Annotated in this window: 23 protein-coding genes and 1 other RNA gene; 15 read left to right on the top strand and 9 right to left on the bottom strand. The window is 72.0% G+C overall.

What is annotated here, in order from left to right; translation table 11 throughout:
* Window positions 1-1,150, top strand: a 1,150-nt coding sequence (locus N1F89_RS08005; protein WP_290083167.1) for an AsmA-like C-terminal region-containing protein, incomplete at its 5' end; no start/stop codon positions are given.
* Here N1F89_RS08005 and N1F89_RS08000 read toward each other — a convergent pair.
* From N1F89_RS08000 to ssrA, 4 genes are all read right to left on the bottom strand, one after another.
* Window positions 1,131-1,400: a ribbon-helix-helix domain-containing protein gene (locus tag N1F89_RS08000; RefSeq protein ID WP_290083166.1), complete on the bottom strand. Its 270-nt coding sequence runs from the start codon at window positions 1,398-1,400 to the stop codon at window positions 1,131-1,133. The two genes, N1F89_RS08005 and N1F89_RS08000, sit on opposite strands and share 20 nt — an antisense overlap.
* Window positions 1,397-1,588, bottom strand: a complete 192-nt coding sequence (locus N1F89_RS07995; protein WP_290083164.1) for a DUF4169 family protein — start codon at window positions 1,586-1,588, stop codon at window positions 1,397-1,399. The genes N1F89_RS08000 and N1F89_RS07995 overlap by 4 nt, the downstream gene beginning before the upstream one ends.
* Window positions 1,589-1,590: 2 nt before the next feature.
* Complete coding sequence (locus N1F89_RS07990) at window positions 1,591-2,163, bottom strand: SspB family protein (protein ID WP_290083172.1); 573 nt, start codon at window positions 2,161-2,163, stop codon at window positions 1,591-1,593.
* Between the two features lie 197 nt (window positions 2,164-2,360).
* Window positions 2,361-2,717: a transfer-messenger RNA gene (gene ssrA / locus N1F89_RS07985) on the bottom strand.
* 168 nt (window positions 2,718-2,885) lie between these two features.
* On the opposite strand from ssrA, the gene N1F89_RS07980 reads away from it, so the two are divergent.
* The 8 genes from N1F89_RS07980 to N1F89_RS07945 all read left to right on the top strand — a co-directional run bounded on the left by N1F89_RS07980 (window position 2,886) and on the right by N1F89_RS07945 (window position 9,755).
* Window positions 2,886-3,197 carry a DUF2853 family protein gene (locus N1F89_RS07980; protein WP_290083162.1) on the top strand — a complete coding sequence of 104 codons (312 nt, stop codon included), beginning with the start codon at window positions 2,886-2,888 and terminating at the stop codon, window positions 3,195-3,197.
* Between the two features lie 175 nt (window positions 3,198-3,372).
* Complete coding sequence (locus tag N1F89_RS07975; RefSeq protein WP_290083160.1) at window positions 3,373-4,167, top strand: thymidylate synthase; 795 nt, start codon at window positions 3,373-3,375, stop codon at window positions 4,165-4,167.
* A 25-nt stretch (window positions 4,168-4,192) separates the two neighbouring features.
* A complete protein-coding gene (locus tag N1F89_RS07970) occupies window positions 4,193-5,224 on the top strand; it encodes a DUF4424 domain-containing protein (protein ID WP_354670314.1) in 1,032 nt (343 codons plus the stop codon).
* A complete protein-coding gene (locus N1F89_RS07965; RefSeq protein WP_290083158.1) occupies window positions 5,224-5,733 on the top strand; it encodes a dihydrofolate reductase in 510 nt (169 codons plus the stop codon). Before N1F89_RS07970 ends, N1F89_RS07965 begins: the two co-directional genes overlap by 1 nt.
* 140 nt (window positions 5,734-5,873) lie before the next feature.
* Entirely contained in the window at window positions 5,874-6,971 is a 1,098-nt protein-coding gene (gene hflK, locus N1F89_RS07960) for an FtsH protease activity modulator HflK (RefSeq protein WP_290083156.1), read from the top strand.
* Window positions 6,971-7,954 (top strand): protease modulator HflC, encoded by a 984-nt coding sequence (locus tag N1F89_RS07955; protein WP_290083154.1) that lies wholly within the window; start codon window positions 6,971-6,973, stop codon window positions 7,952-7,954. Before hflK ends, N1F89_RS07955 begins: the two co-directional genes overlap by 1 nt.
* Window positions 7,955-7,964: 10 nt before the next feature.
* Complete coding sequence (locus N1F89_RS07950) at window positions 7,965-8,150, top strand: DUF2065 family protein (RefSeq protein WP_290083153.1); 186 nt, start codon at window positions 7,965-7,967, stop codon at window positions 8,148-8,150.
* A 126-nt stretch (window positions 8,151-8,276) separates the two neighbouring features.
* A complete protein-coding gene (locus tag N1F89_RS07945) occupies window positions 8,277-9,755 on the top strand; it encodes a DegQ family serine endoprotease (protein WP_290083151.1) in 1,479 nt (492 codons plus the stop codon).
* A gap of 19 nt (window positions 9,756-9,774) precedes the next feature.
* On the opposite strand, the gene N1F89_RS07940 is transcribed toward N1F89_RS07945, so the two are convergent.
* Window positions 9,775-10,353 (bottom strand): GNAT family N-acetyltransferase, encoded by a 579-nt coding sequence (locus tag N1F89_RS07940; protein ID WP_290083149.1) that lies wholly within the window; start codon window positions 10,351-10,353, stop codon window positions 9,775-9,777.
* On the bottom strand, window positions 10,350-11,237 hold the full coding sequence (serB, locus tag N1F89_RS07935) for a phosphoserine phosphatase SerB (RefSeq protein ID WP_290083147.1): 888 nt from the start codon (window positions 11,235-11,237) through the stop codon (window positions 10,350-10,352). The genes N1F89_RS07940 and serB overlap by 4 nt, the downstream gene beginning before the upstream one ends.
* On the opposite strand from serB, the gene miaA reads away from it, so the two are divergent.
* Window positions 11,236-12,183 carry a tRNA (adenosine(37)-N6)-dimethylallyltransferase MiaA gene (gene miaA / locus N1F89_RS07930; protein WP_290083169.1) on the top strand — a complete coding sequence of 316 codons (948 nt, stop codon included), beginning with the start codon at window positions 11,236-11,238 and terminating at the stop codon, window positions 12,181-12,183. The genes serB and miaA overlap by 2 nt on opposite strands.
* Before the next feature lie 99 nt (window positions 12,184-12,282).
* Window positions 12,283-13,074 (top strand): GGDEF domain-containing protein, encoded by a 792-nt coding sequence (locus N1F89_RS07925; protein ID WP_290083145.1) that lies wholly within the window; start codon window positions 12,283-12,285, stop codon window positions 13,072-13,074.
* Between the two features lie 16 nt (window positions 13,075-13,090).
* Here N1F89_RS07925 and N1F89_RS07920 read toward each other — a convergent pair whose 3' ends face one another.
* Both N1F89_RS07920 and N1F89_RS07915 read right to left on the bottom strand, forming a co-directional pair.
* A complete protein-coding gene (locus N1F89_RS07920; protein WP_290083143.1) occupies window positions 13,091-13,729 on the bottom strand; it encodes a DUF998 domain-containing protein in 639 nt (212 codons plus the stop codon).
* Between the two features lie 127 nt (window positions 13,730-13,856).
* Window positions 13,857-15,665 carry a DUF87 domain-containing protein gene (locus tag N1F89_RS07915; protein WP_290083141.1) on the bottom strand — a complete coding sequence of 603 codons (1,809 nt, stop codon included), beginning with the start codon at window positions 15,663-15,665 and terminating at the stop codon, window positions 13,857-13,859.
* A gap of 171 nt (window positions 15,666-15,836) precedes the next feature.
* On the opposite strand from N1F89_RS07915, the gene sugE reads away from it, so the two are divergent.
* From sugE to ilvN, 3 genes are all read left to right on the top strand, one after another.
* Window positions 15,837-16,157: a quaternary ammonium compound efflux SMR transporter SugE gene (gene sugE, locus N1F89_RS07910; RefSeq protein ID WP_290083140.1), complete on the top strand. Its 321-nt coding sequence runs from the start codon at window positions 15,837-15,839 to the stop codon at window positions 16,155-16,157.
* Window positions 16,158-16,479: 322 nt separating this feature from the next.
* On the top strand, window positions 16,480-18,282 hold the full coding sequence (locus N1F89_RS07905; RefSeq protein ID WP_290083138.1) for an acetolactate synthase 3 large subunit: 1,803 nt from the start codon (window positions 16,480-16,482) through the stop codon (window positions 18,280-18,282).
* Between the two features lie 148 nt (window positions 18,283-18,430).
* Window positions 18,431-19,003, top strand: coding sequence for an acetolactate synthase small subunit (gene ilvN / locus N1F89_RS07900; protein WP_290083136.1), 573 nt, complete (start codon window positions 18,431-18,433; stop codon window positions 19,001-19,003).
* A 16-nt stretch (window positions 19,004-19,019) separates the two neighbouring features.
* Here ilvN and N1F89_RS07895 read toward each other — a convergent pair whose 3' ends face one another.
* Complete coding sequence (locus N1F89_RS07895; RefSeq protein ID WP_290083134.1) at window positions 19,020-20,906, bottom strand: glycoside hydrolase family 9 protein; 1,887 nt, start codon at window positions 20,904-20,906, stop codon at window positions 19,020-19,022.
* A 331-nt stretch (window positions 20,907-21,237) separates the two neighbouring features.
* On the opposite strand from N1F89_RS07895, the gene N1F89_RS07890 reads away from it, so the two are divergent.
* Window positions 21,238-21,729, top strand: coding sequence for a hypothetical protein (locus N1F89_RS07890; RefSeq protein ID WP_290083132.1), 492 nt, complete (start codon window positions 21,238-21,240; stop codon window positions 21,727-21,729).
* Window positions 21,730-21,796 lie beyond the last annotated feature (67 nt).

The following is a 21,796-nucleotide window of genomic DNA, read 5'->3' as shown; positions in this document are numbered from 1 at the left end:
CGGCGCCGAGCCGCTCGGTCGCGACGCCACCGTGCATCTGCGCTTCGGCGACGACGGCCTGGCGCTGTCGGACCTTTCGGCGACGCTGCACGACGGCCGCCTGGAAGGGCTGGCGGAGCTGAAGAACAATGCCGGCACCGGGCTCTTGTCGGCGCAGCTTCGCCTCGTCGGCGCCGACGTCGGCTCGCTGCTGCCGGTCGGCGCGCTCGACGGCCGCGCCGACGTCAGCGCCAGCGTCACCGCCAACGGCAAGTCGGTCGGCGGGCTGGTCGCGGCGCTGTCGGGCTCCGGCACGGCGACCTTCGACCGGCTGGTGATCGACGGCCTCAATCCGCGCGCCCTGCCGGCGCTGCTCGGCCGCGCCGATGCGATCGGCCACGAGGTCGACGCCGAGGACACGGCCGGCTTCGCGCCGCCGATCGTCGGGGCCGGCGCGTTCCGCGTCGGCGCGGCGGAGATCGCCTTCACGCTGGCCGGCGGCACGCTGCGCACGCCGCCCGTCCGGCTGGTGCGCGAGGGCGCCGTGCTGACGGCGGAGCTGCGCGCCGACCTGACCGCCGGCACGGCGAGCGCCGAGGGGCGGCTGACCTACGATGCCGGGCTGGAGGCGCTGGCCGGCTCGGAGCCCGCGGTGCGCTTCGTCGCCGAGGGTCCGCTCGGGGCCATGTCGGCACGCTTCGACACGCAGCCGCTGGCGCAGTACCTCACCCAGCGCGCGCTCGAGCGCGAGCAGGCGCGGGTCGAGCACATGCAGGCCGTGCTTCTGGAAAAGCAGCGGCTGCGCCGCGAGACGCGCTACTATGCCGCGCTCGAGGAACGCCGCGAGCGGGCCGCGGCCGAGCGCCGGCGGTTCGAGGAGGAGGCGGCCCGGCAGGCCGCCGAGGAGGCGCGGCGCGCCGCCGAGGAGGCCGCGCCGGGCGACGACGCCGAACCGGCAGCGCCGGCAACGCGCGATGCGCCGGCGGACGCCGCCGCGCCGCCGCCGGACGCGACGCCGGAGACGCCGGACGCGGAGGCGATCCGCCGCGCGCCGCTGCCGCCGCCCGATGCCACGCCGGCGCCGCCGGCGGGCGACGACGTGTCGGAGTTCTTCCGGCCGGAAAACCTGACGGTGGAGGGGCTGCGGCGGCTCATCGAGCCGGCCGAGTAGGCGCGCCCCCGTCCGCTTGCGCGGCCGCGCCGGCCGCGCGCGCCTTCAGCCAGCCGAGCACGTGCACGCGCAGCGCCGAGGACAGCGATTCGTCGCCGCGCCGGGCGGCGTCGACCTCGGCCACCAGCGCGGCAAGCGCGATGCCGCGCTCGGCGGCGATGGCGCGCAGCTCGTCGAGAAAGGGCTGTTCGAGCGACAGGCTCGTGCGGTGGCCGCGGATGGTGACCGAGCGCTTGTGCGGCCGGTTCATCGCTCTTTGGCGGCGTCGTCGCGGCGGTGGCCGGCCAGGTGGCGCGCCTGGCGCTCGGTCTCGGCGGCCAGGCGCTCGCGCTCGGCGCGGCTGCGGCCGTGCGCGGCGCGGTTCTCGGCCGCCTTGCGGGCCTTGTCGTCGCGCGCCCTGCGCTTGCGCGCCTGCCGCAGGTTGACGATCTCGGCCATGCTCACTTCTTGCGGAAGGCGTCGAGCGAGACGACCTCGGCGCCGCCGGCCGGCTCCTCCTCGCCGTCCTCCTCGCCCTGCGCGGCGGCCTTCTCGGCCGCCTTGCCGCGCTTCGGCGCGGCCTTGTCGGGCCGCGGCTGCGGGGCGGCCGGCGCGCCCGCGGCGGGGCCGGGAACGACGTCCGGTCCGCCCTCCTCCTGCTCGGCCAGCTCGCTGTCGGGCTTGACGTCGAACTCGAGCTCGAAATTGACCGACGGGTCGTAGAAGCCGCGCACCGCCGAGAACGGCACCTCCAGCTTCTCCGGCACGTCGGAGAAGGACAGGCCGACCTCGAAGCCCTGTTCCGTCACCTTGAGGTCCCAGAACTGGTACTGCAGCACGATGGTCATCTGCTCGGGGTAGCGCTGGCGCAGCCGGCTGGAGATGCGCACGCCCGGCGCATGGGTCAGGAAGGTGATGAAGAAGTGGTGGTTGCCCGGCAGGCCGGTGCGCGCCACCTCCGTCAGCACCTTGCGCATGACCCCGCGCAGCGCCTCCTGGGCGAGAATGTCGTATCGGATCTGGTCGTCGGCCATCGGCATGCGCTGTGCGGGTTCGTGGGTGATCGTGCTAGGTCTAATGAAGCTTCGCGCTCCCGTAAACCGGATATAGCGCAGCGGCGCACGAAGGCCCGTGCCGGGCGCCGCCCGCGACGCCCGGCAGCCTGCCGCGCCTGCGCGCACCGCGGGGCAGGGCGGCGTCGATGGAAAGGGGGAAGCGGGGGAAGGGAGGAAGTGGAGGCTTCTGTTGCCAGGTGCCTCCGAACCCCGCTCAGACCTGCGACGGCCTGAGGCTTGAATTGAAGCTGTCGCGCCGCTTACGCAGCGAGACGTGCTTCCGCATAGTTGTCGTTGGCAACTATCGTGTTCGGCCCGATAACGGTGGTACCATGCCGGGCGAAAGTCCGATCTTTACACCATCGTCGATCCTGTTTCGCCCCCATCACAAACCGCGCCGGCAGCGCGGCTTGTGGTGGAGGCGCCGGGTACCGCCCCCGGGTCCGATTGGCTTATTGCATCGGCCGTTTATCGCCATAGTCAGCCAGGCTGACGCGGCGAATATAGGCGCTTGCGCGCGGCATTTGAAGAGGGCGGGCTTGACTTGCCGGCCGGCTTGCGGATTTTTCCCGCCGTTTCGCGCCTGCCGCATCAGCCGCGTCGTCGAGCCGCGGCGCTCGGCGGCGACATGCCGGGGGCAAGACCGGGGCGGACGGCCGGCGCGGCCCTTCCTCCATTTGCAGGATCGAGGACAAGGACCGATGGCCGACCATCTCGCCGACGTGCGCCGCTACGACGCGACCGCCGATGCCGCGGTGGTCGAGCGGATCGTCAAGCATCTCGGGGTGGCGCTGCACGGTCGCGATTCCGCGCTGGTGTCGTGCAGCGACGAGAAGGAACGCGCCCGGGTGCGCGAGAAATGGTGCGCCAAGAAGCTCGGCATCACCGACCGCGCGCGCGGCGATGCCGCGGTGGCATGGGTCTGCGAGACGATGGCCGGCGATGCGGCCAAGCGCCGCGTCACCTTCTACTTCCTGGTCGCCAAGCATCTCGGCAAGCTCGACGCCCTTTAGAGCCGCTCTGCTTTTCCCGGAATCGCAGATCGGCCGTAACTTGTTGTTTTGACGCGTTTCCGGACGGCGAACCGGTTCCCACTTCGCCTGGAAACGCTGTAGACATGCCGGGCCGGGCCCTCGCGCCGGCCGCGCGATGGGATAAGCTTGCCGGCGAGCGAATCGGAAGCCGCCCATGCGCCAGTATCACGACCTTCTCGCCCACGTCCTCGAGCACGGCGTCGACCGCGACGACCGCACGGGAACCGGCACGCGGGCGATCTTCGGCCACCAGATGCGCTTCGATCTCGAAGCCGGCTTTCCGGTGCTGACGACCAAGAAGCTGCATCTGAAGTCGATCGTCCACGAGCTCCTGTGGTTTCTCGCCGGCGACACCAACATCGCCTATCTGCGCGACAACGGCGTCACCATCTGGGACGAGTGGGCCGACGCCGACGGCGACCTCGGCCCGGTCTACGGCTATCAGTGGCGCTCCTGGCCGGCGCCGGACGGCCGGCACATCGACCAGATCGCGAATCTCGTCAGCGGCTTGCGGCGCAATCCTCACTCGCGGCGTCACATCGTCACCGCGTGGAATCCGGCGATGGTCGACGACATGGCGCTGCCGCCGTGTCACTGCCTGTTCCAGTTCTTCGTCGCCGAGGGCCGGCTGTCGTGCCAGCTCTACCAGCGCTCGGCCGACATCTTCCTCGGCGTGCCGTTCAACATCGCCTCCTACGCGCTGCTGACCATGATGATCGCGCAGGTCACCGGCTTGCGCCCCGGCGATTTCGTGCACACGCTGGGCGATGCGCATCTTTATCACAACCATTTCGAGCAGGCGCGCGAGCAGCTCGCGCGCACGCCGAAGCCGCTGCCGACCATGTGGATCAACCCCGATGTCGATGACCTGTTCGCCTTCCGCTACGCCGACTTCCGCCTCGAGGGCTATGTCGCCGACCCGGCGATCCGCGCGCCGATCGCGGTGTGAGGCGGCGCGGCGCCTGACGGGTGCCGTGCTGGGCGTGCTGGCGCTTGCCGTGCCGGCGGCGGCCAACGATTCCATCGCCGAGCTCGGCACCGGCGGCCTGGTGCTGTCGCGCACCGACATGATCGAGATGGCCAGCGAGGACCTCTACGTGTCGCGCGAGGAGGTGCGCGTCGACTACGTCTTCCGCAACCGCTCCGGGACCGCCGTCGAGGCGATCGTCGCCTTCCCGATGCCCGAGATCGAGGCCAACCCCTACGAGCGCCCGGCGCTGCCGCAGCAGACCGACGACAACATGCTCGGCTTCGAGGTGACCGTCGACGGCACGCCGGTGACGCCGGCGCTCGAGCAGCGCGCCTTCGCCGTCGGCCTCGACGTGACCGCCGACCTGGCGCGCCACGGCGTGCCGCTGCAGCCCTATGGCGCGGCGGTGGAGGCCGCGCTCGCCGCGCTGCCCGACCGCGTCGCGGCCGACTGGATCACGCGCGGCATCATCGTGGTCGACGAGTACGACGCCGGGCAGGGATGGCAGCGGGTGCGCAGCCCCTACTGGACGCTGCGCCAGACCTACTGGTGGCGCACCAGTTTTCCGGCCGGCCGGCCGCTGGCGGTCAGCCACCGCTACCGGCCGAGCGTCGGTGCGACGGCCGGCCTCAGCTTCTTCTGGAACGGCACGTTCGGCGGCAGCCATGCCGAGTACAAGGCGCGCTACTGCATGGACGCCGCCTTCGAGCGCGCGGTGGCGCGCATCGCCGGCGAAGGCGACGGCGCCTATCCGGCGCTGTTCGAGCAGCGCATCCGCTACGTGCTGACGACCGGCGGCAACTGGGCGAACGGCGTCATCGGCCGCTTCAGGCTGACCGTCGACAAGGGATCGCCCGGCAATCTCGTCAGCTTCTGCGGCGAGAACGTGCGCAAGACCGGCCCGACGACCTTCGAGATGGAGGCGCGGGACTACTATCCCGAGCGCGATCTCGACGTGCTCATCCTGGCGCGGCCGCAGGCCGACCCGACGGCGGTGCCGGCCGCGCCCGCCGTGGTGCGCAGGAAGCCGCAGTGATGGACGTCGCGCTCGTCGTGGCGATGACGGAGAACGGCGTGATCGGCCGGGCCGGCGGGCTGCCCTGGGGGCGGCTGTCGAGCGACCTGCGGCGCTTCAAGGCGCAGACCATGGGCAAGCCGGTGGTGATGGGCCGTAAGACGTGGGAGAGCATCGGCCGGCCGCTGCCCGGCCGGCTCAACATCGTCGTCACGCGCAGCCCCGGCTATGCCGCCGACGGCGCCGCGGTGGTGCCGTCGCTCGCCGCCGCGCTCGAGCGCGCGCGCGCCGAGGCGGGGCCGCAGGGCGAGGTGTGCGTCATCGGTGGCGGCGAGATCTACCGCCAGGCGATGGCGCAGGCGACGCGGCTCTACGTCACCCACGTGCTGGCCGATCTCGACGGCGACACGCGCTTTCCCGCCATCGACCCGGACGTCTGGAAGCCGGTCGCCGGCGAATCGCTGCCCGCCGACGAGAAGAACGTTTACCCGACCCGCCATGTCGTCTACGAACGCCGTGAGAGGGCGTGAGGCAGTCCGCAAGAGCCGTTGCGCCGGCCGTCGCGGCGCGCGGTCGCGTTGAAACGGTTCCTGCGGGTACCTATAAACCGCCCAGGGAGTGTGGCGCCGGGCCCCGGCCGGGGCAGGGCCGCTGAAGAAAAGGAATCACAATGCCCTGGAACAATCAGAGTGGCGGCGGCCCGTGGGGCGGCGGCAACGGCGGCGGGCCTTGGGGGCAGGGACCGCGCGGACCGAGCGGTCCGCAGGGATCACCGCCGGATCTCGAGGAAATCATCCGGCGCGGCCAGGACCGGCTGCGCCAGGCGCTGCCGGGCGGCGGCCGCGCCAGCCCGGCGATGCTGCTGCTGATCGCGGTGGTGCTCGTCGGCCTGTGGCTGTTCAAGGCCGTCTACACGGTGCAGCCCGACGAGCTGGCCGTCGAGCTGCGCTTCGGCGAGCCCAAGGACGAGCTGTCGGAGCCCGGCCTGCATTTCCACTGGTGGCCGGTCGAGACGGTCGAGAAGGCGTCGGTCGCCGAGCGCCTGGTCGACATCGGCGAGGTGCGCGCCGGCGGCTCCTCGGGGCTGATGCTGTCGGGCGACCAGAACATCGTCGACGTGAAGTTCTCTGTCGCCTATCAGGTGTCCGACCCCGCCGACTACCTGTTCAACGTGTCGAACCCCGACGAGATGGTGCGCCAGGTCGCCGAGAGCGCGGTGCGCGAGGTCGTCGGCCGGCGCCCGGCGCAGGACGTCTTCCGCGACGACCGCCAGGGCATCGCCGACGCGGTGCGCGACATCATCCAGACGACGCTCGACGACTACGACGCCGGCCTGACGGTCAACGCGCTGTCGATCGAGGACGCCGCGCCGCCGCGCGAGGTGGCCGACGCCTTCGACGAGGTGCAGCGCGCCGAGCAGGACGAGGACCGCTTCGTCGAGGAGGCCAACCAGTACTCCAACCAGCAGCTCGGCCAGGCGCGCGGCGAGGCGGCCCAGGTGCGTGAGGAGGCGGCGGCCTACAAGAACCGGGTCGTGCAGGAGGCGCGCGGTGAGGCGCAGCGCTTCATCTCCGTCTACGACGAATACGCCAAGGCGCCCGAGGTGACGCGTAAGCGCCTCTTCCTGGAGACCATGGAGAACGTGCTGCGCGGCTCCGACAAGGTCATCGTGGAAGGCGGCGGCGGGCAGGACGTGGTGCCGTATCTGCCGCTGCCCGAGCTGCGCGCGCGCCAGCGCGAGAACACCGCCCAGGGAGGGCAGAACTGATGGCCAACCGGCTTCCGATCATCGTCATCGCCGTCGCGGTCCTCCTGTTCCTCGGCTTCTCCTCGATCTTCGTCGTCAACGAGCGCCAGCAGGCGATCGTGCTGCGCTTCGGCGAGATCGTCGACGTCAAGCAGGAGCCCGGCCTCTACTTCAAGCTGCCGTTCGGCTTCATCGAGGCCGACAACGTGCAGATCCTCGAGGACCGCATCCTGCGCTTCGACCTCGACGACATCCGCGTCCAGGTCTCGGGCGGCAAGTTCTACGAGGTCGACGCCTTCGTCGCCTACCGCATCGAGGACCCGCGGCGCTTCCGCCAGGCGGTCTCGGGCAGCGTGCCGCTGGCCGAGCAGCGGCTGCGCACGCGTCTCGACGCCGCGCTGCGCCGCGTCTACGGCCTGCGCGGCTTCGAGGCGGCGCTGTCGGACGAGCGCGGCTCGATGATGCGCGAGGTGCGCGACCAGCTTCGTCCCGACGCCACCTCGCTCGGGCTGGAGATCGAGGACGTGCGCATCCGCCGCACCGACCTGACCGACGAAGTCTCGCAGCAGACCTACGACCGCATGAAGGCGGAGCGTCTGGCCGAGGCCGAGCGGCTGCGCGCCCGTGGCCGCGAGGCGGCCGCGCGCATCCGCGCCCGCGCCGACCGCGAGGTCGTCGAGATCCTGGCCGACGCGCGGCGCGAGGCCGAGGTGCTGCGCGGCGAGGGCGAGGCGGAGCGCAACGCGATCTTCGCCGACGCCTTCCAGCGCGACGAGGACTTCTTCGCCTTCTACCGCTCGATGGCGGCCTACCGCCAGGCGCTGCAGGACAGCGGCACGACCATGGTGCTGTCGCCCGAATCGGAGTTCTTCCGGTTCTTCCGCGACGCCGGCGGCGGCGCGGCCGCGGCGGGCCAGGACGGCTTCCGCCGCCTGCAGGAAGAGGCGACGGCGCCCGAGGCGGCGCCGGCGGCCGGCGAGCAGGCGTCCGACGCGACGCAGTAGGGCCGCGCCGGTGGCGGACTTCCTCGCCGCCCTGGGGCTGGTCCTCGTGCTCGAGGGCCTGCTCTACGGCGGCGCGCCCGGCCTGGCCAGACGGCTCGCCGCGGAGGCGAGCCGGCTTCCCGACAGCGTGCTGCGCACGGCCGGGCTGACCGCCATGGCGGTCGGCGTGGCCGTCGTGTGGCTGGTGCGCGGGTAAAGACGTTGTGAGCGCGGTTGACCGGCCGTGCCCTGTGCGGGCCGCAACCGTGCCTTATTTCGGGTCCTACAATCGCCGGCATCCGGGCCGGCCGGACACCACATGGCAAGCGGGAGGCAAGCCGCAATGATCCCAACTGCATCCTTCGGTGCGGCGCGCGCCGCGCTGGCGCGTGTCGTGCTGAGCGTCGCGCTGGCCGCCGCCGTCGCGCCGCTGGCAGCGCCCGAGGCGCGGGCGCAGGGCCCGGCCTCGGTGGCCGACCTGGCCGAGACCCTGCTCGATTCGGTGGTCAACATCTCGACCTCCTCGCGCGGCGAGAGCGGCAACGTGCCGCTGCCGGAGGTGCCGGAGGGCTCGCCCTTCCAGGACTTCTTCGACGAGTTCTTCCGCGACCGGCAGGGCGAGCCGCCGCCCGGCGGCCGGCGCAGCCAGTCGCTCGGCTCCGGCTTCATCATCGACGCCGAGCAGGGCCTCATCGTCACCAACAACCACGTGATCGCCGACGCCGACGAGATCGTCGTCAACTTCTCCGACGGCTCGACGCTCAACGCCGAGCTGGTCGGCACCGACCCCAAGACCGACATCGCGGTGCTGCAGGTCGACACCGCCGAGAAGACGCTGAAGGCGGTGCCGTTCGGCGATTCGGAGGCGATGCGCATCGGCGACTGGGTGATGGCGATCGGCAACCCGTTCGGCCTCGGCGGCACGGTGACCGTGGGCATCGTGTCGGCGCGCGACCGCGAGATCGGCTCCGGCCCCTATGACGACTACCTGCAGACCGACGCGGCCATCAACCGCGGCAATTCCGGCGGTCCGCTGTTCAACATGGCCGGCGAGGTGATCGGCATCAACACGGCGATCATCTCGCCGACCGGCGGCTCGATCGGCATCGGCTTCTCCATCCCGTCCGAGCTGGCGGTGACGGTGATCGACCAGCTGCGCGAGTTCGGCGAGACGCGGCGCGGCTGGCTCGGCGTGCGCATCCAGCCGGTCACCGACGACATCGCCGAGAGCCTCGGCATGGAGCGCGCCATGGGCGCGCTGGTCAGCGGCATCATCGAGGGCGGCCCGATCGCCGACGGCGTCATCGAGCCGGGCGACGTGATCGTCGAGTTCGACGGCACGCCGGTCGAGGCGATGCGCGACCTGCCGCGCCTGGTGGCCGAAAGCCCGGTCGGCAAGCAGGTCTCCGTCACCATCGTGCGCAAGGGCGAGCGGCAGACGGTCAGCGTCACGCTCGGCCGGCTCGAGGACATGGACCAGGCCGCGGCCGAGGACGGCGGCGAGGACGAGGGCGCGGTCGAGACCGTATCGGTGCTCGGCATGACGGTCGCCGCCCTCGACGAGTCGCTGCGCCAGGAGTTCGACATCGCCGAGGACGTCGCCGGCGTCGTCATCACCGAGGTGGACGAGAACAGCGCGGCGGCCGAGAAGGGCATCGCGGCCGGCGAGGTGATCGTCGAGATCGCGCAGGAATCGGTGTCGACGCCGCAGCAGGTGCTCGACCGCATCGAGGCGCTGCGCGGCGAGGGGCGCAAGAACGCGCTGTTGATGCTCGCCTCGCGCACCGGCGAGCTGCGCTTCGTCACGCTGCGCATGAACTGACCGGCGGCGGCCCGGGCTGTCAGGCGCCGGGCCGGCCGTCCGTCCCGCGCCGCCAGGCCGTGCGCGTCAGCCGGTAGAGCACGTGCCGCTTCAGCTGCGGGTGGCTGTCGGGCACGCGCGGATGGTCGAAGTCGCCGCCGGCGACCGGCTGCATGCCGAGCCGCTCCATCACCGCCAGCGAGCGCGTGTTGTTCCACACCGCGAAGGAGACGATCTCCGCCAGGTCGTGCGTGTCGAAGCCGTAGGCGAGCAGGCGGCGCGCGGCCTCCGTGGCGTAGCCGCGGCCCCAGTGCTCGGGCGCCAGGCGCCAGCCGATCTCCACCGCGCCGGCCGGCAGGTCGGGCACCACGTCCTGCGGGCAGAGGCCGGCGAAGCCGATCGGCCGGTCGCTGTCGCCGAGCGCCACGGCGAAGAAGCCGAGCCCCGTCGTCTCGATGTGCGCGACGAGACGGTCGAGCATCCGGTCGGTCTCGGCCCGGCTGCGGCGGAACGGAAAGAAGGCCATCACCGCCTCGTCGGAGTTGATGCGGTGGAAGAAGGCGCGGTCGCTGTCGCGCCAGTTGCGGATCACCAGGCGCTCTGAGAACAGCGGCCTCACGCGGCGAACTCGTCCCGCCGGTAGCCCTGCATGTAGAGAAGCGCGGTGAGATCGCCGTGGTCGATGCGGAAGGGCGCGGCCTCGGCGACCGCCGGCTTGGCATGCAGCGCCACGCCGGCGCCGGCCATGCGGATCATGTCGAGATCGTTGGCGCCGTCGCCGACGGCCAGCACCGCCTCGGCCGCGATGCCGAGGCGCGCAGCGAGCTCGTCGAGCGTGGCGGCCTTGGCGGCGCGGCCGAGGATCGGCTCGGCGACATGGCCGGTGAGCCGTCCGGCCTCCTCGATCAGCCGGTTGGCGCGGTGCTCGCGGAAGCCGAGGCGGCCGGCGACCGGCCCGGTGAAGACGTCGAAGCCGCCGGAGACCAGCGCCGTGAAGGCGCCGGCGGTGTTCATCGTCGCGACGAGCTCGCGGCCGCCGCGGGCAAGCGTGATGCGCTCGGCGATGACGCGCTCGACGACGGTCGTCTCCAGCCCGGCGAGCAGCGCGACGCGCTCGCGCAGCGCCGGCTCGAACGCGATCTCGCCGCGCATGGCGCGGGCGGTGATCTCGGCGACGCGCGCCTTGATGCCGATCGCGTCGGCCAGCTCGTCGATGCACTCCTGGTCGATCATGGTGGAATCCATGTCGGCCAGGAGCAGCGCCTTGCGCCGCCCGGCGGCCGGCTGCACCACCGCGTCGACGGCCTGTCCGGCGAGCGCGGCGCGCAGCGCCTCGCGCGCCGTCGCGGCATCGGTCGCCGCCGGCAGGGCGATGTCGCAGGCGACCGCCTCGGCCAGCCAGTCGAGGCGGCTTGCGCCGAGCCGCTCGGCGACGCTATTGGCGAGCGGCGGCGTCACGGCGCGGTGCAGCGGGTCGGAGATCAGCGTGGCGACGAGGGACATGGGACAGGCGGCTTCACCGGGCGGGGCCGGGGCGTTGCGGGATGCGGTCCTGATAGCCGGGCCGACGGCCAGCGGCAAGTCGGCGCTGGCGCTCGCCGTCGCGCGGCGCACCGGGGGCGTCATCGTCAACGCCGATTCCATGCAGGTCTATGGCGTGCTGGACCTGCTGACGGCGCGGCCCGACGCCGCGGCGCTGGCGGCCGCGCCGCACCGGCTCTACGGCCACGTCCCGCCGGCATGCGCCTATTCGACCGGCCGCTGGCTCGCCGACGTGGCGGCGCTGGTCGAGGCCGGCGCGCTCGCCGGCCGGCGCGCCATCTTCGTCGGCGGCACCGGGCTCTATTTCCGCGCCCTGACGGAGGGCCTGGCGCCGATGCCCGACATCCCGGCCGCGCTGCGCGCGCGGCTGCGCCGGCGCCTGGCGGCGGAAGGCAGCGCGGCGCTGCACCGCGCGCTCGCGACACGCGACCCGGAGACGGCGGCGCGGCTGCAGCCCGGCGACGGCCAGCGCATCGTGCGCGCGCTCGAGGTGCTGGAGGCCTCCGGCCGGCCGATCGGCGCCTGGCAGGCCGCGCGCTCGGCGCCGCTGGTCGACCTTTCGCAGGCCTCTGCGCTGGTGATCGAACCGGACCGCGCGGCGCTCGCCGCGGCGATCGAGCGGCGCTTCGACGCCATGCTCGAGGCCGGCGCGCTCGAGGAGGTGGCGGCCCTGCGGGCGCTCGCGCTCGACCCGGCGCTGCCGGCGATGAAGGCGATCGGCGTGCGCGAGCTGTCGGCCGTGCTCGACGGGCAGGGCACGCTTGCCGAGGCGGCCGCGCGCGCCAAGGCGGCGACGCGGCAATACGCCAAGCGCCAGGCGACGTGGTTCCGCCACCAGCTCGGCCCGGCCTGGCGGCGCTACCGCAGCGCGCAAGCCGCGCTGGAAGACTCGCATGGCGTGCCCTGAGCCTCGACAAACCGCGCGATAGCTGCGTTTCGGCACGGCGGGTTAACCTGCCGTAAGGTCGTTTCGTGGCATAAATGGCGAGGGTTTTCAGGGCAAACCATGCGCTTCCACAAGGCCGAAACGGCGTTCATCGTCTTCATCACGCTGATCCTCGGCGCCGGCGCGCTGCTGGTGTTCGCCTACGGCCTGTTGCGCACCGACGCGGAGGCGCTGGCCGGCTCGCTCGATCTGCCGCAGGTCGGCCTGTTCGCCAAGCTGCTGTTCAGCACGGTGATCCTGCTCGGCGTGTCGGTGCTGTTCGGCGTCTTCTTCATCTATCCGCTGATCCGCACGCAGGTGCGCGAGGAAAGCAAGCTGCGCGCGATGACCGAATCGCTCAGCGCGCGCTCCGAGACGCTGGAGCACGCGGCGCTGACCGACGGGCTGACGGGGATGCAGAACCGGCGCTACTTCGACGATGCGCTGCACGAATACCTCGCCGAGTTCCGCCGCATCGACAAGCCGGTCGGACTGATGATCCTCGATCTCGACCACTTCAAGCAGGTCAACGACACGCACGGCCACGACATCGGCGACGAGGTGCTGCGCGAGGTGGCCCGCTGTCTCAAGGATCTGACGCGCTATCACGACGTGGTGGCGCGGCTCGGCGGCGAGGAGTTCGCCGTGGTGGCGCCGTGCATGGACGAGGCGATGCTGCACAAGCTCGCCGAGCGCATCCGCAAGGCCGTGTCGGGCCTGGCCATCACCTCCGGCAACGTGCGTCTGAAGGTGACGACCAGCGTCGGGCTCGCCGTGTGGGACGGCAAGGAGTCGGCCGACGAGTTCTTCCGCCGCGCCGACAAGATGCTCTACAAGGCCAAGCGGCTCGGTCGCAACCGCGTGTGCGCCTGAGGCCGGTGCCGGCGCGTCAGGCCGTGCGGCCGGCGGCGCCGCGCAGCAGCGCCAGTCCGATCACGGCATACCATTGCAGATAGCTCGCCGTCAGCAGCCGTTCGAGCAGCCCGACCCAGGCGCTCTCGGCCAGTGCGACGGTGAGGACGGCAAGCGCCATGCCCACCGCGAAGCTGATGCGCGCGTGGCGGGCATAGCGCGCGCCCCATGCGGGTGCGGCGGCAAGCCGCCGGGCGAAGGCCAGGATGGCGAACAGGATGGCCAGCCCCATGGGCACGGCGATGACGATGTGCAGCGTGCCGCGCAGCGAGACGAGCGGCGCGCAGCCGGGATCGCACGGAAAGAACAGCGTCAGCAGCACGCCGAGCGCGCCGGCCAGCGCGAGAAGCGCCGGGCCTTCGCGGTCGCCGCGTGCGCCGGCGACGCTGACGTGCAGGCCGAGCGCGAAGGGAATGAGGAGGCCGTGATAGGCCAGAAGCAGGGCGTCGATGAACGGCTTGTTGGGCGCGCCGGTCTCGACCAGTTCGCTGATCGGCTGGCTGATCATCGAATAGCCGTGCCGCAGCGCCGAACCCGTCAGGTCCGCCGCCACGAACAGCGCGACGACGGCAAGCCCGCAGAGACCGGTGGCGACACGGACGCCGCGCCGCGCCATGCGCTGCTCCGTCCGTTCAGGCGACCGGACGCAAGCCTAGACCATGACGCCGAAGGGAGTGAAGCGGTTTGCTTGCGCGCCGGACCCCTGCGCCTGCGCGGCACACGCGTCGGGTGCGGCGTTGCGGCTACTCCCAGGGCGCGCGCAGCGGGCTGCGGCGCAGCCCCGTCAGCGGCCGCTCCTCCTGGTAGACGGGCACCGGTTCCGGCTCGCTCGTCCGGTCGAAAGCGCTGCCGCGGCCGCTGCCCAAGGGGGCGGTCTCGCGGCGGCCGACATTGCGCAGGCGGTTGACGATCGACACCAGGTCGACCTCGCCGTCGCCGACCGGCGCGCCGGCGCCGTCCTTGGCGCCGGGATTGCCGGCGCCCGGCAGAAGCTCGGCCGGCAGCTCCTCGAACTTCATGCGCATGGTGGTCGCCACCCCTTCGCCGAAGGCGATCGCCTCGCGCTGGCCCATCGCCGACAGGAAGGACAGCGTCGAGGCGGAGGTGTCGGCGATCGCCGAGCGGATGATCGCCTGGTCCTGCTCGTTGGCGAGCCGCATGGCGAAGACGGTCGAGCACTGCGACAGGATGGTCGGGTCGAGCTCGCCGGGCCGCTGCGTGACGACGCCGAGATAGCAGCCGTACTTGCGGCCCTCCTTGGCGATGCGCGACAGCGCGTGGCGCGTCGGCGCGAAACCGAGCCGGCTGTCGGCCGGCATGTAGCGGTGCGCCTCCTCGCACAGCATCAGGAGCCGGAGCCGGCCGTTGCTCCACATGGCGAGATCGAAGGCCAGCCGCGCCAGCACCGAGCACACCGAGTTGACCACCTCCGACGGCAGGCCCGCCATCTGGAAGCAGGTGACGGTGCGGCCTTCGTGCGGCACGCGGAAGATGCGGCCGATGGTCTCGTGGATGGTGTCCTCGATCAGCCGCGAGGCGAACATGAAGCGGTAGCGCGGGTCGCTGAGCGCGGATTCGATGCGCGTGCGCAGCGCGCGGTAGAGCGGCCGCTCGCCCTTGTTCTCCAAGAGGCCCATGCGCTCGTCGATCTCGCGCAGCACGTCGGCCATGCGGTAGGGCACCGGCGTGTCGGCGGTCACCGCGTTGCCGTCGCTGGCGCGGCGCAGCAGCGGGTTGTTGCCGCCGCTGCGATAGGCGTTCTTGGCGTGCGGGATCAGGTCGCGCAGCAGCTCGACCTCCTCCGGCACCGCCTCGCGGCCGCGGAACAGCACCTCGACCAGCTCCTCGAGGCGGAACAGCCAGAACGGCAGGTCGAGCGACGCGGTGTCGATCGCCACGGCGTCGTCGGGCAGCGTGCCGGCGAACTCGTTGTGCGGGTCGAGGATCAGCACACGCAGGTCGGGGCGGGTCGCGATCGCCTTGCGCACGAGCAGCGAGACGGCCGTCGACTTGCCGACGCCGGTGGTGCCGACCACCGCGAAGTGGCGCGTCAGGGTGGAATCGATGGCGATGCAGGCCTCGATCGACTCGTCCTGCGACAGCCGGCCGATCGACACGGACTTGCGGCCGGCCAGGTCGTAGACGGCCTGCAGGTCGCGGGCGCGGATGCGGTGCGAGGGCGCGCCGAGATAGGGGTAGGTGGTGATGCCGCGGTCGAACACCGGGCCGTCGGGGGTGTCGCGCACCTCGCCGATCAGCTCGACGCCGACGGAGATCGCGTTGCCGGCGCTCTCGCTCCAGCGCCGCTCCGGCTGCTCGATGGCATAGACCAGCCCGACGGTGCGCGTGGCGCCCAGGTTGATCGAGATCAGCTTGCCGACGACCCACACGGCGGCCGGCGACAGGTCGTCGCCCTGCGCCTCGGCAGCGATCACCGCGCGCGCGCCGTCGCACTGCACGACGTGTCCGAGCACGCGCGACTGCGGCTGGTGCCGGTCGCGCCGCTCCTGCGGCGTCGTCTCGCCTCGGGTCTCAGTGCGTTCGACAAACATGCAAAGGGCCGTCCTTCTGTCCCACCTCGGCCGAGGCTAGGGGGCGCGCGGTTAAGGCGGCGTGTGGCGGGATGGTTGACACCCGGTTAAGCCGACCGCATCACGACACCGCGCAGCCCGCGGCCGACGGGACGCGGGCTGCGCGGACACGCCAGCGGCAGGGAGCGTCACATGGCCTGGATCCAACTTCTGATCGCCGGCTTGCTCGAGGTCGTCTGGGCCTCGGCGATGAAGCAGTCGGCCGGCTTCACCCGGCCGCTGCCGACGGCGCTCATGCTGGTGGCGATGGTGGCCAGCTTCTGGCTCTTGGCGCTCGCCATGCGCGCGCTGCCGCTCGGCACCGCCTATGCGGTGTGGACGGGCATCGGCGCCGTCGGCGCCTTCATCGTCGGCATCGCCGTGCTCGGCGAGGCGGCGAGCCCGCTCAGGGTGGCGAGCGTGGCGCTGATCGTCGCCGGCATGATCGGCCTCAAGCTGTCCTCGCCCGCCTGAGGCGCCGCATCTAGCCGGTTGACAGGCGGCGCGCGCCGCCCGTATGGTCCGCGCCGATGGCTATGGATCACATCATCGTACTTGGAATGCGGATGGGCAGGGCGGCGTAGCCGCCGGGCGACAGCCACCCATGCGCGATGTCAGGGCTCCTTCGGGGGCCTTTTTTATTGGCCGAAAGGCCGCTAGAGCATGATCCCGAAAGCTGCCGACCGGTTTTCGGCAACAATCGTGCTCAGGGACAGGCAATGGCGCCGGCCCGGCACGCGGTGCGGCGCGCGAGACGAGCAGGATGCCCGGCAGGGCACGAGACGGGACAAGACCAATGAACAAGACAGCGTCCGAGCCGCGCGGAGCGGAACCCGCCAAAGGCGAGATGACCGGCGCGGAGATCGTCGTCCAGGCGCTCCGCGACAACGGCGTCGAGCACGTCTTCGGCTATCCGGGCGGCGCGGTGCTGCCGATCTATGACGAGCTGTTCCAGCAGGAGGATGTGCAGCACGTGCTGGTGCGCCACGAGCAGGGCGCCGGCCACGCGGCCGAGGGCTATGCCCGCTCGACCGGCAAGGCCGGCGTCATGCTGGTCACCTCCGGCCCCGGCGCGACCAATGCCGTGACGGCGCTGCAGGACGCGCTGATGGATTCCATTCCGCTGGTGTGCATCACCGGCCAGGTGCCGACGACGCTGATCGGCTCGGACGCCTTCCAGGAGTGCGACACGGTCGGCATCACGCGGCCGTGCACCAAGCACAACTGGCTGGTCAAGGACGTCGACCAGCTCGCCGCCGTCATGCACGAGGCCTTCCACATCGCCATGACGGGGCGGCCGGGCCCGGTCGTCGTCGACATTCCCAAGGACGTGCAGTTCGCCAAGGGCCGCTACACGCCGCCGCAGACGGCGCCGCGGCCGAGCTACCAGCCGCGCGTGCAGGGCGACCTGGAGCAGATGAAGGCGGCGGTCGCCATGCTGCGCGAGGCGAAGAAGCCGATCATCTACACCGGCGGCGGCGTCATCAATTCCGGCCCGGAGGCGAGCCACCTGCTGCGCGAGCTGGTCGAGCTGACCGGCTTTCCGGTCACCTCGACGCTGATGGGGCTCGGCGCCTATCCCGCCTCGGGCGAGCGCTGGCTCGGCATGCTGGGCATGCACGGCACCTACGAGGCCAACATGGCGATGCACGACTGCGACGTCATGCTGTGCATCGGCGCGCGCTTCGACGACCGCATCACCGGCCGCATCGACGCCTTCTCGCCCAACTCGCGCAAGATCCACGTCGACATCGACCCCTCGTCGATCAACAAGAACGTCCGCGTCGACGTCCCCATCATCGGCGACGTCGGCCGGGTGCTGGAGGACATGGTGCGGCTGTGGCGGGCGACCGCGCACAGCGACAAGAGCGCGCTCGAGCCCTGGTGGCAGCAGATCGACGCCTGGCGGGCGCGCGACTCGCTCGCCTACAAGCCGAACGACGACGTCATCATGCCGCAATACGCCGTGCAGCGGCTCTACGCGCTGACGCGGGACCGCGACCCCTACATCACCACCGAGGTCGGCCAGCATCAGATGTGGGCGGCGCAGCATTTCGGCTTCGAGCGGCCCAACCGCTGGATGACCTCGGGCGGGCTCGGCACCATGGGCTACGGCCTGCCGGCGGCCTTCGGCGTGCAGATCGCGCATCCCGACGCGCTGGTCATCGACATCGCCGGCGACGCCTCGGTGCTGATGACCATGCAGGAGATGTCGTCGGCCATCCAGTACAACGCGCCGATCAAGATCTTCATCCTCAACAACCAGTACATGGGCATGGTGCGGCAGTGGCAGCAGCTCCTGCACGGCAACCGGCTGTCGCACTCCTACATGGAATCGCTGCCCGATTTCGTGCTGCTCGCCCAGGCCTACGGCGCGCACGGCATCCGCTGCGAGAAGCCGGGCGACCTCGACGCGGCGATCACCGAGATGATCAGCATCGACAAGCCGGTGATCTTCGACTGCCGGGTGGCCGCGCTCGCCAACTGCTTCCCGATGATCCCGTCGGGCAAGGCGCACAACGAGATGCTGCTGCCCGACGAGGCGACCGACGAGGCGGTGGCCAATGCCATCGACGCCAGGGGCCGCGAGCTGGTCTGAGCGCAGCCGCCGCGCCGGCACGTCCGCACGGGCGCGCCGGCGCGGCCCGACCGCCCGGTTGCCGGCCGCGCCGATCGGGACTAAACCAGCGGCAAGCCCAATGACGCCAGCGTCTTGGCGGCGTCCGTTGCAACAGAGATTCATCCGCATGAACGCGCAGCTCCAGCCGACCGGCTCGGCCTACTTCATCACCCGCGAAACCGAGAGCCACGAGCGGCGCACGCTCGCCATCCTGGTCGACAACGAGCCGGGCACGCTGGCACGCGTGATCGGGCTGTTCTCCGGCCGCGGCTACAACATCGACAGCCTGACAGTGTCGGAGACCGAGCACGAGCGACACCTGTCGCGCATCACCATCGTCACGCGCGGCACGCCGCACGTTCTCGAGCAGATCAAGCACCAGCTCGAGCGCATCGTGCCGGTGCACCGGGTGGTCGATCTGACCACGGTGGCGGTGGAGCGCGGCCACGACCGGCCGCTCGAGCGCGAGCTGGCGCTGGTCAAGGTGAGCGGGGCGGGCGACGCGCGCGTCGAGGCGCTGCGCCTGGCCGACGCCTTCCGCGCCCAGGTGATCGACGCCAACACCGAGCACTTCATCTTCGAGATCACCGGACGGGTGTCGAAGATCGAGCAGTTCATCGCCATCATGACGCCGCTCGGCCTGGTCGAGGTGTGCCGCACCGGCGTGGCGGCGATGAACCGCGGCGCGGAGGGCATGTAGCCGGCCGCGCCGGCCGCTACTGCTCCGCCAGCCAGGCGGCGAACTGGCCGAGCGCGGCGTTCCAGTTGACCGTCATCTCGTTGGTCGAGAAGCTCTCGATGTGGTCGATGTAGCAGAGCTGCGGCGCGCAGCCGGCCAGCGCCGCATCGGCCACCGCGTCGCCGAGCCAGGAGTTGGGGCCGCCGGCGAGCGTGCCGCGCGGCGGATGCGGCAGCGCCGGGTCGAGCTGGGCGGCGAACCAGCGCGAGTGCTGGTTCTCGGCATGGCGGGCACCGAATCCGGTGACGTAGGACAGGCCGAGGGCGTTGCGGCCGAACAGGTAGTCGGCCGCCTCCAGCGCGGCGCGGCGGAAGCGCGCGTCGCCGCTCAGGTCGTGCGCGCGGGCGAGCACGATGGCGTTCTGCGCGACCAGGTGGCTGGAGCCCCAGGCATAGCGGCCGCTTTCCGGCGCATAGGGCTGGCCGAACGGCTCGCCCTGCTGCAGCGCCAGGTAGCGCTCAGCGGCGTCGACCAGCGAGGCGCGGGCCGCCGCGCGCGCCGCCGGCTCGAGCGTGCTCGGCACGGTGGCGAGCGTCAGCCGGCCGAGCGCGGCGACGTTGGCCCAGTCGAAGCCGTCGCGCCGGAAGGCCGTGCCGCGCCAGTGCGGCGAGGCTTCCAGGTCGGCCAGATAGGCTGGCTCGCCGGTGGTGACGAAGAGCTCCGCCGCCGCCCAGTAGAACTCGTCCGACAGCCGCTCGTCGAAATAGGCGCCGCCGCCGGCCGAGGCATCGCGCGAGGGCAGCAGATCGGGCTCGGCCCGCGCGGCGGCATAGGCGCGCACGGCGGCGGCGCGCAGCCGCTCGGCGAAGGCGGCGTCGTGCGGCCGGTAGAGCCGCGCGCCCTGCGCGGCCGCGGCGGCCAGGTTGAGCGTGGCGGCCGTCGACGGCCGGTGCAGATAGCGCGGCCGCGGGTCCTCGTGCGGCAGCGTCGGCAGGGCGGTCCAGGCGTCGTCGTGCACCTTGTGATGCGCCATGCCGGCCCGCGGCTCGCCCTCCGGCACCTGCATGGAGAGCAGGAATTCGAGCTGCCAGCGCGCCTCGTCGAGGATGTCGGGCACGCCGTTGCCGGCCTCCGGCACGGCCAGCCCGCCGTCGCCGAGCGCCTCGGCGCCGGCGCCGTCGACATGCAGCGTGCGCTCGTAGGCCGACAGGAGCTGGGCGACGGCGATGCCGCCGTTGACGACATACTTGCCCTGGTCGCCGGCGTCGTACCAGCCGCCGGCCACGTCGAGCGTGTAGTCGCAGGTCCAGGCCTCGCCGTACTGCTCGGCCGCCGTCTCCGGCGGCAGGCAGGGCACGGCCCGGTCGCCCTTGTTGGTTGCGCCGTCGCCGGGCGCGGCGGCGTGGCCGGCCGGCCGGGCATAGGCAGTGCCGGCCACCGCGCCGTCGATCGCGACGCCCGAGCGCATCGGATAGAAGAAGGAGAGCGCCGCGCGCGCCGCCGCGTCGTAGAGGCCGGGGCGGATGGCGAAGGGCGGACTGCGGGCGCCGTCCGCGGCGAGCCGGAAGCCGTCGCCCGTCGCCTCGACGGCGCCGAAGTCGATGACGTGGACGTTGCGCCCGGCCGAGGCATCGTCGCCGCGCGGCGTGGTCATGCCTTCGGCGACCGTGCCGCCGGCCGCGTCGAGCAGGCGCCAGGCGAGCGGCTGGCGGCGCGGCGTGGCGAGGGTGGCGCGCTTCGGCCCGTCCGGCAGATAGCCGAGCTGGTTGACGTGCAGCGGCGTCGCCGGCTGCGGCCGCGCCGGGGCCGCGTCGCCGCCGCCGAGCGCGGCGACCGCGAGCCACAGCGCGCCGCCGCCGAGCGCGGCGTAGATCAGCCGGCGTGGCGAGCGTCGCCGGCGTCCGCGTCGCGGGGCCGTCGTCATGGCGCGGCGGGTCCCCATCGCCCGGCTGCGGGCGGCGGGCCGGACGGCGCCGGGCGGCCTTCGGACGGCATCGTGGTCCACCCCATGGATTTTCCTAGAACCGGTCTGCTCCTCACGGCCTCGCAGATCCGCTCCAAGTCATGGTCTCAACGCGTTGCCGAGCGGCGAACGGTGTCCGCTTCGCCTGGCAACGCCATGGCGCTCCGGTGCGGCGGCGGACGACGCGGTCCGACCGCAAGCATGGCATAACCCGGCGGCGCCTTCCGGGCCGTTAACGCGCGGTGCGCGAAAGGCGTGGCGCGCTCTGCGGCGTGCGGCTATTATGGGTTGCATGAGCGCGATCGTCACACCCGTGCGTGTCGTCGTCGCCGCCGTCGCGCTGGTGGCGGTGCTGTTCGCCGTCGGCTGGGCGACGCGCGAGGACCCGGCCGAGCAGCCCTATCTGCAGATCCTCGGCGGCGGCTTCATCTTCAACTACCGCATCGCCGAGATCCGCTACGGCTTCACCGCGCGCGTCGCGCGGCCGCTGGAATCGGGCGCGGTGATCGAGGCGGCCTTCGAGAACCCGGCCGGCGGGCCGCCGCTCGTCGTGCGCGAGCGCGTCAGCACCATGACCGATCGCTACGCGCTGCGCTCGCCGCCGGTGCGCGGGGTCGAGGCCGACCGGCCCTACCGGGTGGCGATCCGCGTGCTCGACCGGCGCGAGGACACCGTGCTGTGGAGCTTCGACAAGACCTACACCAGCCGCATCGCCGACACGGTGGTGCCCGACAGCGCGCTGACCGTGGGCCCCGGCTACCACCGCAACCCCGAGCGCATGTGACGTCGCGCGGCCCGTGGCCCCGTCGTTTCGCCTTGCGCGCGCGGCGAGAATCCGGTCTGAGACGGCC

The organism is Aquibium sp. A9E412 (assembly GCF_030398335.1).
Lineage (GTDB): Bacteria > Pseudomonadota > Alphaproteobacteria > Rhizobiales > Rhizobiaceae > A9E412.
Note: the sequence above shows the minus strand (reverse complement) of the source record. Positions and strands in the feature narration are given on the sequence as shown.